Origin of the sequence: Acidithiobacillus ferrivorans, from assembly GCF_016250455.1 — a bacterium.
In the GTDB taxonomy this organism is placed as follows: Bacteria; Pseudomonadota; Gammaproteobacteria; order Acidithiobacillales; family Acidithiobacillaceae; genus Acidithiobacillus; species Acidithiobacillus ferrivorans.
The window spans coordinates 1,349,384-1,361,848 of sequence record NZ_CP059488.1; the positions used below are offsets into that span (position 1 = coordinate 1,349,384).

Annotated in this window: 11 protein-coding genes; 6 read left to right on the plus strand and 5 right to left on the minus strand. The window is 60.5% G+C overall.

Annotated elements, in window-relative coordinates; translation table 11 throughout:
* Window positions 1-5: 5 nt before the first annotated feature.
* Genes glnD through gluQRS form a run of 4 tightly spaced genes read right to left on the minus strand, consistent with a single transcriptional unit; the run spans window position 6 to window position 5,028 of the window.
* Window positions 6-2,597 (minus strand): [protein-PII] uridylyltransferase, encoded by a 2,592-nt coding sequence (gene glnD, locus H2515_RS06700; RefSeq protein ID WP_198661243.1) that lies wholly within the window; start codon window positions 2,595-2,597, stop codon window positions 6-8.
* Window positions 2,598-2,599: 2 nt separating this feature from the next.
* Entirely contained in the window at window positions 2,600-3,409 is an 810-nt protein-coding gene (gene map, locus H2515_RS06705) for a type I methionyl aminopeptidase (RefSeq protein WP_014029221.1), read from the minus strand.
* An 18-nt stretch (window positions 3,410-3,427) separates the two neighbouring features.
* Window positions 3,428-4,126, minus strand: a complete 699-nt coding sequence (sfsA, locus tag H2515_RS06710; RefSeq protein ID WP_198661244.1) for a DNA/RNA nuclease SfsA — start codon at window positions 4,124-4,126, stop codon at window positions 3,428-3,430.
* Between the two features lie 26 nt (window positions 4,127-4,152).
* Window positions 4,153-5,028, minus strand: coding sequence for a tRNA glutamyl-Q(34) synthetase GluQRS (gene gluQRS, locus H2515_RS06715; RefSeq protein WP_198661245.1), 876 nt, complete (start codon window positions 5,026-5,028; stop codon window positions 4,153-4,155).
* A 61-nt stretch (window positions 5,029-5,089) separates the two neighbouring features.
* Here gluQRS and thiL point away from each other — a divergent pair, with 61 nt between their 5' ends.
* The 6 genes from thiL (at window position 5,090) to alaS (ending at window position 11,844) form a co-directional block, all read left to right on the plus strand.
* Window positions 5,090-6,112 (plus strand): thiamine-phosphate kinase, encoded by a 1,023-nt coding sequence (thiL, locus tag H2515_RS06720; RefSeq protein WP_198661246.1) that lies wholly within the window; start codon window positions 5,090-5,092, stop codon window positions 6,110-6,112.
* A complete protein-coding gene (locus tag H2515_RS06725; RefSeq protein WP_198661247.1) occupies window positions 6,102-6,590 on the plus strand; it encodes a phosphatidylglycerophosphatase A family protein in 489 nt (162 codons plus the stop codon). The genes thiL and H2515_RS06725 overlap by 11 nt, the downstream gene beginning before the upstream one ends.
* Complete coding sequence (locus H2515_RS16320; RefSeq protein WP_198661248.1) at window positions 6,587-7,435, plus strand: CinA family protein; 849 nt, start codon at window positions 6,587-6,589, stop codon at window positions 7,433-7,435. Before H2515_RS06725 ends, H2515_RS16320 begins: the two co-directional genes overlap by 4 nt.
* A 218-nt stretch (window positions 7,436-7,653) precedes the next feature.
* A complete protein-coding gene (gene recA / locus H2515_RS06735; RefSeq protein ID WP_014029215.1) occupies window positions 7,654-8,700 on the plus strand; it encodes a recombinase RecA in 1,047 nt (348 codons plus the stop codon).
* Window positions 8,701-9,159, plus strand: a complete 459-nt coding sequence (locus H2515_RS06740) for a regulatory protein RecX (RefSeq protein WP_198661249.1) — start codon at window positions 8,701-8,703, stop codon at window positions 9,157-9,159.
* A 48-nt stretch (window positions 9,160-9,207) separates the two neighbouring features.
* Window positions 9,208-11,844, plus strand: a complete 2,637-nt coding sequence (gene alaS, locus H2515_RS06745; RefSeq protein WP_198661250.1) for an alanine--tRNA ligase — start codon at window positions 9,208-9,210, stop codon at window positions 11,842-11,844.
* On the opposite strand, the gene H2515_RS06750 is transcribed toward alaS, so the two are convergent.
* Complete coding sequence (locus tag H2515_RS06750; RefSeq protein ID WP_198661251.1) at window positions 11,841-12,437, minus strand: hypothetical protein; 597 nt, start codon at window positions 12,435-12,437, stop codon at window positions 11,841-11,843. The two genes, alaS and H2515_RS06750, sit on opposite strands and share 4 nt — an antisense overlap.
* Window positions 12,438-12,465 lie beyond the last annotated feature (28 nt).

Sequence of the window (12,465 nt, forward strand, 5' to 3'; positions counted from 1 at the left end):
ATCGTCTATGCGGCCTTGCCGTTCAGAATGTTGCCCAGGGTTTGAGTCAGCGCTTTGGCCTGTGCGTCCGTCAGTTTGTGCCCACACTCGTTGAGGATGAAAAAGGTATCTTCCACCCGTTCACCAAAAGTGGAGACTTTCGCGCCGTGGATATTGAGTTGTAAGGCGCGTAGTGCCTCACCCACCTGATAGAGCAGACCCAGATGATCAGCGGCACGCACCTCCAGCAGGGTGTAGCGGGGTAGGGCGCGGTTGTCTACCCGGATTTCGGCGGGAACATGGGCAAAAAAACGATGACGTGGGTCGCGATGACGTAATCCAAAGCGGGGTTTGCTGGCGGTCTCGCCTTCGATGACCGCGCGCAGCTCGGCAGCGAGGTCCGTGTGGGCCTGGTCGCTGTGGGCGAAAGCGTGGCTGTTGTCGATGACCAGAAAAGTATCGAGAGCGCGCCCATCCTCGCTGGTATCGATTCGGGCATCGATAATGTTCAAGGACTGCCGATCCAGCGCACCGGTAATCTGCTGAAAAAGCCCCGGACGGTCCAAACCATAAAGCAGAATTTCGCTGCCCTCGGGCGCATGGGGCCGTACGGCGACGAGGGTTTTGCAGCCCTGGTATGCCAGTATTTCCCGGCAATGCCAGAGCAGTTCGTCCGCGCTGTAACGCAGGAAATAAGGGCCAGAAAGATGTTGCCAGAGGGCGCGTGCCCGCAACTGGTCCATACTGGCGATTCCCTCTAAAACGGCGCGCTGTTTGTCGGCGACGATTTGTGGAAGGTCCTGTATCTGACGATCTTCCCGCCGGAGTTCGCTGGCCGTCGCCCGGTACAGCGTGCTGAGCAGTAGTCCCTTCCAGTCATTCCAGAGTTCTGGATTGGTAGCACGCATATCGGCGACGGTGAGGAGCAGAAGATAGGCAAGATGCCGTTCATCCTGGACCAGATGGGCAAAATCGCTGATGACCTGCGGATCTTCGAGGTCACGCCGCTGGGAGACGCTGGACATTTGCAGATGTTGTTCCACCAGCCAGACGATCAGTTCTGTATCGCAGGACGACAACTGCAAACGCCGGGCAAAGCGTCGGGCTTCCTGCGCGCCGATTTTGGAGTGATCGCCACCGCGGCCTTTGCCGATATCGTGGAAGAGGCCAGCCAGCACCAGTAATTCCGGTTTTTCGACCTGTTTTCGGGCGGCGTTGGCAATGGGCATCTGTGGCGCCTCGCTGGTCCACATCTGACTGAGGTTGCGGAGCAGAAAGAGGGTATGCTGATCAACGGTATAAACGTGGAAAAGGTCGTGCTGGATACGTCCGGTAATGTGTCCGAAAGCGGGGAGTATTCGCGCCAGAATGCCACATTGCTGCATCATGTTAAGGCTGCGATAGGCGCCCTCTGGTTGGGCGAGAATGGCGAGAAATTCACTCCGCGCAATGGGATCACGATCAAGGTCACGCGGGTGAATAGCGCTCCGTAACCCGTAAAGCTGGCGCTGGGTCTGGGCATCGAGGGTGCGCCGCCGGAAGTCTTCCGCCAGGCTGCGGAACAGGCTCAGAACGTGTTGGAGCAATTGCGGATCATCGCGGTGCAGCGTGGGCAGGGCGACGTGCTGATCGGTGTCCGCTGGCATTGCCTTGCGGGTGGCCAGTTGCTGCGCGATATTCTCCTGTGCAATGGCAGAGACGCGCAGGATGTCGGCGAAGGCGCGGTAGAGCTTTTGCATCAACTGTTCGACGGCGCTGCGTCCGGGGCGGTCGGTGTAACCCAATTGCCGCGCCAGCGGCACCTGCAAGTCGAGGCGCAGACGGTCTTCGTGGCGTCCGGTGGCATAGTGCAGGGCGATCCGCAGGCGGGAGAGCAGAGCCTGGGCGCGCAGGAGTTGGCGGTATTCCTCGCCGGTAATGATGTCCTCATCGCGCAGACGACGCAGACTGCCCTCCCCAAAAACACTGGCCGCGAGCCATTGCAGGTGATGGATATCGCGCAGCGCGCCGGGGCCTTCCTTGACGTTGGGTTCGAGATGAAAGGCGGTATCGCTGCACCGGGCGTGGCGATTTTCCTGCTCCGCCAGCTTGGCGGCGAAAAACAACGGCGGGGACCAGGGGGGATTATCCTGCAAGGCGCGATACATATCCTGCAGCAAGGGATGTGATCCCGCGAGATAGCGGGATTCCAGCAGGGTGGTAGCGATACCCAGATCCTGACGTGCCTCCTGTAAGCATTCGTCCACGCTGCGGACACTGTGTCCCACCTGCATTTGCAGATCCCAGAGACTGGTCAGGAAGCCTTCGATGAAGCCTTTTTGTATCCTGGTCAGGACGCTGGGGGTCAGGATCAAGAGGTCAATATCAGAGCCGGGGAAAAGCGTGCCACGCCCGTACCCGCCTACGGCCACCAGGGTGAGTTGTGCAGCGGTTGAGATGTCTGTGCCCGATGGGGTCTGCCAGAGCGTGCACAAGGTGTTGTCCACCAGGCGACAGTGCTGGCGGAGCAAGGTGCTGCTGCTCTGCTGTGGCGAAAAGGCGGCTTGCAGCAAGCCCTGACCCTCGCGCAAGGCCGCATGGGGTACGGGCGTCCAGGCTTGCGCGACGCGCTTCGCCATTCCTAGATGGGGTCGCCGGGTAGTTGGGTCAGTATTTCGTAGCCATCGTCGGTGACCAGAATAGTGTGCTCCCACTGGGCGGAGGCACTGTGATCCTTGGTGACGATGGTCCAGCCGTCGGGCAGGGCCTTGATATGGCGTTTGCCGGCATTGACCATGGGCTCGATGGTGAAGGTCATACCCGCTATCAGTTCAATGCCTTCGCCGGGATTGCCATAGTGCAATACCTGCGGCTCGTCGTGGAAAACGCGGCCAATCCCGTGCCCACAGAACTCCCGCACAATGGAGCAATGCTGTGCCTCAGCGTAGACCTGAATGGCATGGCCGACATCGCCCAGAGTCGCGCCGGGCCGCACCTGCTGAATGCCGCGTACCATGGCTTCATGAGCGACTTCCATCACCCGCCGCGACCGCAAGGGCACCTCGCCGACGGTGAACATTTTGCTGCTGTCGCCATGATAGCCGTCTTTGATGACGGTGACGTCAATGTTCAGCATGTCGCCATCCCGGATAACGCGGTCACCAGGGATGCCGTGACAAATCACATGGTTGAGGGAGATGCAGACGGACTTGGGGAAGGGTGGATATTCCGGGCTGGGCTGATAGTTGAGTGGTGCCGGAATGCCCTGCAAATCATTGACGATGTAATCGTGACAGATGCGATCCAGTTCGCCGGTAGTGATACCGGCTTTGACATGGGGGCCGATCATCTTCAGTACCATGGCGGTGAGCCGGCCGGCGACCCGCATTTTCTCGACTTCTTCCAGAGTTTTGATGCTGCCTTGGGGTGATTTTTTGCTACGTTGTAACATGCGGTCCTCCTGAAGCGGCTAAAAGAAAAGCGTTTCCGCCGCGCTTACGGCTATTTTATCAGGACTGACGCGGGTCCGGTAGGCCAGAATTTCCACACCGTCGGCGTGCGCCTGGCGCAAGGCCTTTCCATAGGCTGGATGGATGGCGTCTGCAGGGGCAAATCCCTGACCATCTTCCCGCCCGATCAGGAAAAACATCACCGCTCGCCCGCCGTTATGGACCACCTCGGTCAAGGCGTTCAGATGGCGCAGGGCACGGCTGCTGACCGCATCTGGAAAGCGGATGACGCGGTCGTCCTCCAGCAGTGTGCAGGATTTTACCTCTACGTAGCAGGGTGGTTGGCCCTCGGCGCTGAGCAGGATATCGACGCGCTCATGGCTGCCATAAGGCACCTCCCGGCGTAATTGCGTGTAATGTTGCAGAATGGGTATTTTACCCGCCGCGAGGGCTTCGGCGACCACCGCGTTGGGGCGCTGGGTGTTGACGCAGACCCAACTGGCGTCGCTCCAGTAGAGCTCCCAGGTCCAGGCCAATTTGCGTTTGGGGTTGTCGCTAAGAGAAATCAGAATGGGCTGACCGGGTTCGGCACAACTGCGCATGCTCCCGGAGTTGGGGCAATGCACAGTGAGTATCTCGCCGCTGGCCAACTGGCAATCGGCCAAGAAGCGTTTGTAGCGACGGAGCAGAGTGGCGGAGGTTAGTGGGGGTAGATCCATCTGGGGTAGCTTAGCGCTACGCTGCGCTACAGGCCAGCGGCAGTCATGCGATAAAGAAGCTTTTCTTCAGTCATCTGTGTCAACGCCCAGTCACGCCACAGCGCTGCGTCGGCACCATGAAGGTCAGGAGGCGTAATCCAACCCAAGAGATGCAACGTTTTTTCCCAAGCCTGACTAGGGTCGCCAGCCCATGCGGGGCTGTCGGCACTTTTTGAGAGCTTATGACCTGCGGCATTAAAAAGCAGTGGCAGATGTCCATATTGCGGATGCGGCAGGCCCAGCGCGCTTTGCAGGTGACGCTGTACCCCGGTAAGTGCGAGCAGATCAGCGCCACGGATCACTTCGCTGACGCCTTGCTCACCGTCGTCCACCGCACAGGCCAGCATATAGGCAAAGTAACCGTCCGCACGCAGCAGGATGGGATCGCCCTGGATTGCAGGGGTGTACTGCCAGCCGTGAAAGCGGTCCTCCCAGGGGTTAAGGATATCCGGCACCCGCAGGCGCCAGGAGCGGGTCTGCCGTCCGGGTGCCAGACCCGCCCGGCAGACACCCGGATAACGCGCACCGAAGCCGCGGATCTCCTGACGGGTACAGGCACAGGGGTAGGCGGCGTCCTGTGCTTGCAAAGCCTCCAGCGCATCTTGATAGACGTTCTTGCGGGCGGCTTGCGTCTGCACCGGTCCGTCCCAGTCCAGGGCCAGAGCCTTCAGTTGCCGGAGAATGGTGTCGGCGGCACCGGGACGCACGCGACCCTCATCCACATCCTCCAGGCGCAACAGCCAGCGTCCGCCCTGGCTGCGGGCACTGAGATAGCTGCCAATGGCGGCAATGAGTGATCCCGCATGGAGTGGGCCGCTGGGGGAGGGCGCAAAGCGTCCGGTGACAGTGGGGGTGCTGGGCATGGCTTCCTTCAGGTGATGTCCTTGCTATAGTAGCGCGAGCATCGGCAAAAACGGAGTGAACATGGCGGGCGGAGAGTTTGCGCTCATAGAACAGTTACGGAGTCGTCTCGGTAAGGCGGGCAAGGGTGTGCGGCTCGGTATCGGCGACGACGCCGCCTGGCTGGACCCCGCGGGTCGGCAACTGGTGGCGACGATGGATACGCTGGTTGGCGACCGCCATTTCTTTCCCGATGTCCGTCCCTATGACCTGGCCTGGAAAGCGCTGGCCGTCAATCTGAGTGATCTCGCCGCCATGGGTGCGGAAGCGCGCTGGTGTTTGCTCAGTCTGGCCCTGCCGCTGCGCGCAGCGGGCTATGGGGCGTGGATGGAAGACTTTATGGCGGGGTGGAGTGCGCTCGCCGAGCGCTATGGCGTTACCCTGGCAGGGGGAGATACGGTATCTACGGATGGACCTCTGACGCTCTCCATAACCGCATTGGGGCTGGTAGATCAATGTGTTATGCGTCGTGATACAGCTCAGCCCGGAGACATGGTCTGGGTCACTGGCAGTCTCGGAGATGCTGCCGCAGCTCTGGATTTGGCTTTGGTGGAGCGTGGTCAGGAGGGGCAAAGTTTCCCCTGTTCAGTAGCCCAGCGGGAAGCACTGGAAGCACGGCGTCTGCGTCCCACGCCTCGCCTCGAATTTGGTGAAGCGGCTGCAGCATGCGGCGTGTGTTGCGCTATGGATTGCTCCGACGGCTTTCTGGCCGATCTCAGCCATATTTTGGAAGCATCGGGTGTCCATGCGCAGATTGCCCTGGATGCACTGCCGCTCAGCCGGGAACTGATGGATTTAGCCGGTGAGGATCCGGAACGCTGGCAACGTTGGCCGCTGACCGGCGGCGATGATTATGAACTCATTCTTTGTGCTCCTGCTGCACTTTCTGCGGCGTTACAACGGGTAGCCGCTGCCCTGTCTCTGCGTTTGACCGCGGTGGGCAGCATCCTGTCCCCGAATCCCAATGGGCAAGTTGCGGTAACCCTGACCTGGCGGGATCAGTCATTGTCGTTGCCTTCCTCCTGGGGGCATGTCCATGCACTCTAGACCGTGGTATCACTGGCTGGCATTCGGCGGCGGCAGCGGTCTGTCGCCGGTGCTTCCGGGGACTATGGGCACTATCGCGGCGATCCCCCTCTATCTACTGTTGGCCTTCGTGCTGCAAAATCATGTGGTTTACACGCTCGCTCTACTGGGGATGATCGCCGTAGGCCCATGGCTCTGCGGAGCTACGGCGCGGGAGATGCAAAATGGCGGTAGCGGCAAACGGGCCCTGGATCCCCCGGCGATTGTCTGGGACGAATGGGTAGGTCTGCTGCTCACCCTCTGGCTGGTGCCTTTCGGCTGGTGGACATTGCTCGCCGGGTTCCTGCTCTTCCGCTTTTTTGACATGCTCAAACCCTGGCCGATTTCCTGGTTGGACAAACATGTTCATGGCGGCACCGGCATTATGCTCGATGATATCGCTGCGGCGATCCCGGCACTGATTATTTTACGACTGATTCTGTGGGCGGGCTGGTTATGACGGATACCCCTACGGAATCCTTGCAGATATTTCTGCCCATGCGTCCTGCCGCGTTGCCGGATGCCCAGCGTCTCGCGGTCTGGGCCAGGCGTGCCGGTGTGGATGTCCGGGTAGGGCTCGTCGCCACACTGCCCATTTGTTCCGGCATGGCTTTGGCCATTGGCGAGTTTGCGAACGCTGCAGACTGGATAAAATCAGCATCTTGCACCCATCTGTCTGCCGGTGACTGGGTCGGGTTGCGGGATTGGGCACGCGCGTCTTTGCCGGCTTGCCCGACACCTTGGAGTCTGTTCAACGATCGTGGCCCTGAAACGGAGATTTTGCCGGGCGAGTACTGGGTCGAATCGGGGACAACTGCCGCCTTGCCGTTGCAAATGGCCCCGCCGGAATGGTGTCTGCTCCAGCAGGCCGGTGCGCAGGGTCCCCGACTCGCCTTGGCGGAGTCTTGCACGGGCGGCGGCCTTGCCGCCCGGATCACCGCCTTATCTGGCTCCTCGGCGCTGTTGCGGCACGGATTTGTCACCTACAGCAATGCCGCGAAAGTGCAATGGCTACAGGTGCAGGAAGCCACCCTCGCGCAGCTCGGGGCCGTAGCAGAGGAGACCGCACTGGAAATGCTGACGGGCGCCTTGCGCGACGCCGATCTTGCGGCGGCCATCACGGGTATCGCGGGGCCGGGAGGCGCGGTGCCTGGCAAGCCCGTGGGCACCGTCTGTATTGCCTGGGGTGCGCGGAATGCCGGAGCGCAAGTGCGGACCTGCCATTTCTCAGGAGATCGTTGGTCGGTGCAGTATGCGGCGGGCTCTGTGGCCCTGGGGGGGTTGCTCGGACTGTTGCTAGAGTAAAAGCTGAAGGCACCAGCAAGGTTGGACGGCGGCCGACCCGCCAAATGGCTGTCCCCCGGCCATCAGTCGTTTGCCCCGCTCGCCCGCTCAGGTAGAATGCCGGAAAAGGTTGTTCCGATGACCCGCTGTTCCGGGTGACCAGGTCCCGCCGCGCGCCACTGCAAAATGGTGGTTTGAAAGGATAGGATAACCCTCTATATCAGGAGAAGGAAAGCATTATGGATGAACAGCGTAGCAAGGCCCTTGCGGCCGCCCTGTCACAGATCGACAAGCAGTTTGGTAAAGGCGCCGTCATGCGTCTCGGCGATCACAATGCCATCAAAGATATAGCGGTCTACTCCACCGGTTCATTGGGCTTGGACCTCGCCTTGGGGGTGGGCGGCCTGCCCCGGGGCAGGGTGGTGGAAATTTACGGGCCGGAATCTTCCGGCAAGACGACGCTCACCCTGCACGTCATCGCCAGCTGTCAGGCAGCCGGAGGCACAGCGGCCTTCATTGATGCCGAGCACGCCCTCGACCCCAGCTATGCCCACAAGCTCGGCGTTGATCTGGAAAACCTGCTGATCTCTCAGCCCGATACCGGCGAACAGGCGCTGGAAATCGCTGACATGCTGGTGCGTTCGGGGGCAGTGGACCTGATTGTGATCGACTCCGTGGCAGCGCTGACCCCCAAAGCGGAAATTGAAGGTGACATGGGCGACTCCCACGTCGGTCTGCAAGCCCGTCTGATGAGCCAGGCCCTGCGCAAGCTCACCGCCAATATCTCGCGGACCAACACTCTGGTTATCTTCATCAACCAGATCCGCATGAAAATCGGCGTGATGTATGGCAGCCCGGAGACGACCACCGGCGGTAATGCACTCAAGTTCTACGCCTCCGTGCGTCTCGATATCCGCCGCATCGGCGCGATCAAAAAGAGCGACGAAGTGGTAGGTAATGATACCCGCGTTAAGGTGGTCAAAAACAAGGTGGCCCCCCCTTTCCGCGAAGCCGAATTCGCCATCTACTACGGTGAAGGCATCTCCCGTCTCTCCGAGTTGGTGGATCTGGGTGTGAAGTTCGATATTGTGGAGAAAAGCGGGGCTTGGTACAGCTGCCAGGGGGAGCGTATCGGCCAAGGCAAGGACAATGCCCGTCAGTATCTCAAGGAACATCCGGAGCTGGCAGTCAATATCGAGCAGCGGATACGGGCAGCGGCAGCAGGACATCCCCTGGCCTTTGCCGAAGACGTGGTCGAGCCGGTCGAGCCCGCAGCGGTCGAGTAATTGACGGCAGAACGCAGCGATCCCACCGCGCTGGCGCTACGGCTGCTGGCACGTCGGGAATATGGACGTCTGGAGTTGCGTGACAAGCTGCTCCGTGCGGGATGTGACGCAGGGGACGTGGCGCTGGCGCTGGACGCACTTGTCGCTGCCGGTTATCAGGATGATGCGCGTTACGCGGAAATGCTCACCCGTACCCGTGTGCGTCAGGGGCATGGGCCGTTGCGCTTGCGCCAGGACTTGCAGCGGGCGGGGGTTGATGAACCCGCCGCAAATACAGAGGTTAACTGGCTGGAGCAAGCGCAGGCGGTGTATCAGAAGCGTTTTGGCGGTACGGCGCCGGCAGATGCCAAAGATTATGCCCGGCGTACCCGTTTTCTGGCCGGACGTGGATTCACAGGGGACGTCATTCGACGCGTACTTGCGGCAGCTGGCAGAGATGAGGGTTTCTCCGCCGATTAGGATAGCCAGAATTACTTTTCATTTTTGTTTTTTATTAACGGAAGACCGATGCACGCGCAAGCCATTCGCCAAGCTTTTCTGGAGTATTTTGTGGAGCAGGGGCACCAGATCGTACCCTCCAGCCCGCTGATTCCCCGTAATGATCCGACCCTGCTGTTCACCAATGCCGGTATGGTACCCTTCAAGGACGTGTTTCTCGGTCTGGAAACCCGTCCCTACCGGCGCGCTGTCTCCTCACAGCGCTGTATGCGTGCGGGTGGCAAGCACAATGATCTGGAAAATGTTGGCTACACAGCGCGGCACCACACCTTTTTCGAAATGCTGGGCAACTTTTCTTTTGGTGATTATTTCAAGCGTGAAGTGATCGGTTTTGCCTGGCGTTTCCTTACCGAACGTTTGGGCCTGCCGCCGGAAAAGCTCTGGATTACGGTTTACGAAGAGGATGATGAGGCGGCCGACATCTGGATTAACGAGATCGGCATTGACCCCGCGCGCCTCTCCCGCTGTGGCGAGAAGGATAACTTCTGGAGCATGGGTGACACCGGCCCTTGTGGCCCCTGCTCAGAGATTTTCTATGACCACGGCCCCCACATTCCCGGTGGCCCTCCGGGTAGCCCCGAGGCCGATGGTGATCGCTATATCGAAATCTGGAATCTGGTTTTCATGCAGTTTGACCGGGACAGCAGCGGCACCCTGACCCCTCTGCCCAAACCCTCTGTCGATACCGGCATGGGTCTGGAGCGTCTCGCGGCCGTTCTCCAGGGTGTACACAACAACTATGACACCGACCTCTTCAAGCCGCTGATTGCCGCGGCGGCCAGCATCAGTGGCAAAACCTACGGCAGTGATACGGCGACGGACACCAGTTTGCGGGTGCTGGCGGATCACATCCGCGCTTGCAGCTTTCTCATCACCGATGGCGTCCTGCCCGCCAACGAGGGGCGCGGCTATGTACTGCGCCGCATTATCCGCCGCGCCGTGCGGCATGGCCGCAAGCTGGGCATGGAGAACGTATTTTTTCATCAACTGGTGGCACCACTGGTGGCCGAGATGGGCAGCGCTTTTCCCGAACTTGCGCGGGCACAGCGCGAAGTCGAGCGTGCTCTGGAGCGTGAGGAGACCCGATTCCGGGAAACGCTGGAGCGCGGACTCAGTCTGCTGGAAGAGGCCATTGCGGGTCTGGCAGCGGGTGCCGCCATCCCCGGCGAAATCATTTTCCGGCTCGCGGATACCTTTGGTTTTCCCGTCGATCTGACCGCCGATATTGCCCGCGAGCGCGATCTGGTCATGGATATGGAGGGCTACGAGGCGGCCATGGCTGAGCAGCGCAGCCGTTCCCGTGCCGCCTGGGCGGGCAGTGGAGAAGTGAAGACGGAACGGGTCTATCACGATCTGGCCATGCGCCTGCCCACTACGGTGTTCACCGGTTATACGGCCTGTGCGGATGAGGGGAAGGTTCTGGCGCTGATCCGCGATGGAGAAGAAGTGGCCTTCCTCGAAGCTGGGGATGCAGGTGTGGTTATTCTTGATCGGACGCCTTTTTACGGGGAGTCCGGCGGACAGGCGGGGGATCGTGGCGAACTCCAGTCAGATGGTGCCCTGTTTGCCGTGCGTGACACGCAAAAGCCCTTGGGTCACCTGTATGTGCATTTGGGGCATTTGACATCGAGTCGTCTACAGGTTGGCGACGTGGTGCTCGCCAGTGTGGACGAAGTGGGGCGACGAGCAACGGCAGCCCATCACTCCGCGACCCATTTGCTCCATGCCGCCCTGCGCAACGTTCTTGGCAGTCACGTGCAGCAGAAGGGTTCGCTGGTCAACCCGGAGCGGCTGCGTTTCGACTTCAGTCAGCCGGAGCCGGTGACGGCGGCGCAGTTGCGGGAAATCGAGCGCGTGGTCAATGCCGCTATTCGCAATAACGTCGGCGCAGAAACCCGGGTCTTGCCTGTTGCCGAGGCACAGGCCCTGGGTGCCATGGCCCTCTTCGGCGAGAAGTACGGTGATGAGGTGCGGGTGGTGCGTATGGGAGATTTCTCCATGGAGCTTTGTGGCGGCACCCATGTGGAGGCACTGGGGGATATGGGCGTATTCAAGATCCTCAGTGAAAGTGGTGTAGCCGCAGGCATCCGGCGTATCGAGGCCGTCGCCGGCGCGGCGGCACTAGAAGTTATTCAGCGCGATGAAGAACGCCTGCAAGCAGCGGCCGGACTGTTGAAAGTCGCCCCAGCAGAGCTCGACCAACGTTTGGCACAAACCCTGGAGCGCCTGCGCCAACTAGAAAAAGATCTGGAAAAAGCTAAGCGGGATGAAGCCGCCAGAGCGGGTGCGGATCTTGCGGCACAGGTCGAAAACGTGGGCGGTGTGTCGGTATTGATCCGCCGCCTGGAGGGGATGGATGGCAAAGCCCTGCGCGATGCCCTGGATCGTCTGCGCGGTCAGTTACCTGACGGCGGCGTCATCGTCCTGGCGGGTGTGGAAGGGGAGAAGGTGGCGTTGATTGCCAGAGTGGGTAAAGCGCTGACTGGACGGATTCACGCCGGAGAGCTGGTGAATATCGTGGCGAACCCACTGGGTGGCAAGGGCGGCGGGCGTCCGGATATGGCGCAGGCCGGGGCCGGTAATCCGGCGGCCTTAGACGCCGCCCTCAATGCCGCCCGCGATTGGGTCAGAGGCAAACTCGGTTAGTTTCGACCCTGCCGTGATCCTTGTCCCTGCGGACCATGGCCTCGATTCTGATCGTTATGGCCCTGTCCATGATTTGGTCGCTGCGCAGGTCCATGTCCCTCGGGTCCCCGAAAAGCGCCAGGTGCCCGCTGCTCTGGTCCGCGATAGCGCGGCGGTTGCGGACGTTCCGCTGGCCGAAAATGGCGCCATTGCGGATCGCGATAATGGCGGCCGACGTCGCGCTGAATATTCTGCCAGTCGCGGTGATTCCAATGACGGAGTGCGGGTGGTGGCGCGACGATAGGGCGCCAGGGTCCACGATAGCCCGGTCCGGCCCACCAGCGATTCCCGTAATAGTAATAATAACTTGAGCCCAGATAGAAAATGGGTTGGGGAGCGCCATAGGCCGCATAGACCCCCAGATTGCTCAGCCAGATCATCAGGGGTGGTGTGGCGATGGTTACGGGCGGGTAGCCCGGCGCTGCATACATGGGCTGCGTTCCAATATTTAATTGAATATCCACAGGGGATGCGCTGGCCCCAGTGGCTGCTGTTCCGGCATATAGGATGGCGCCGGACACTAAGCAGATGAGGTGACGTTGTGGCCAGTTCATGATAATTGCCTCCGCAGGAAATGACGAC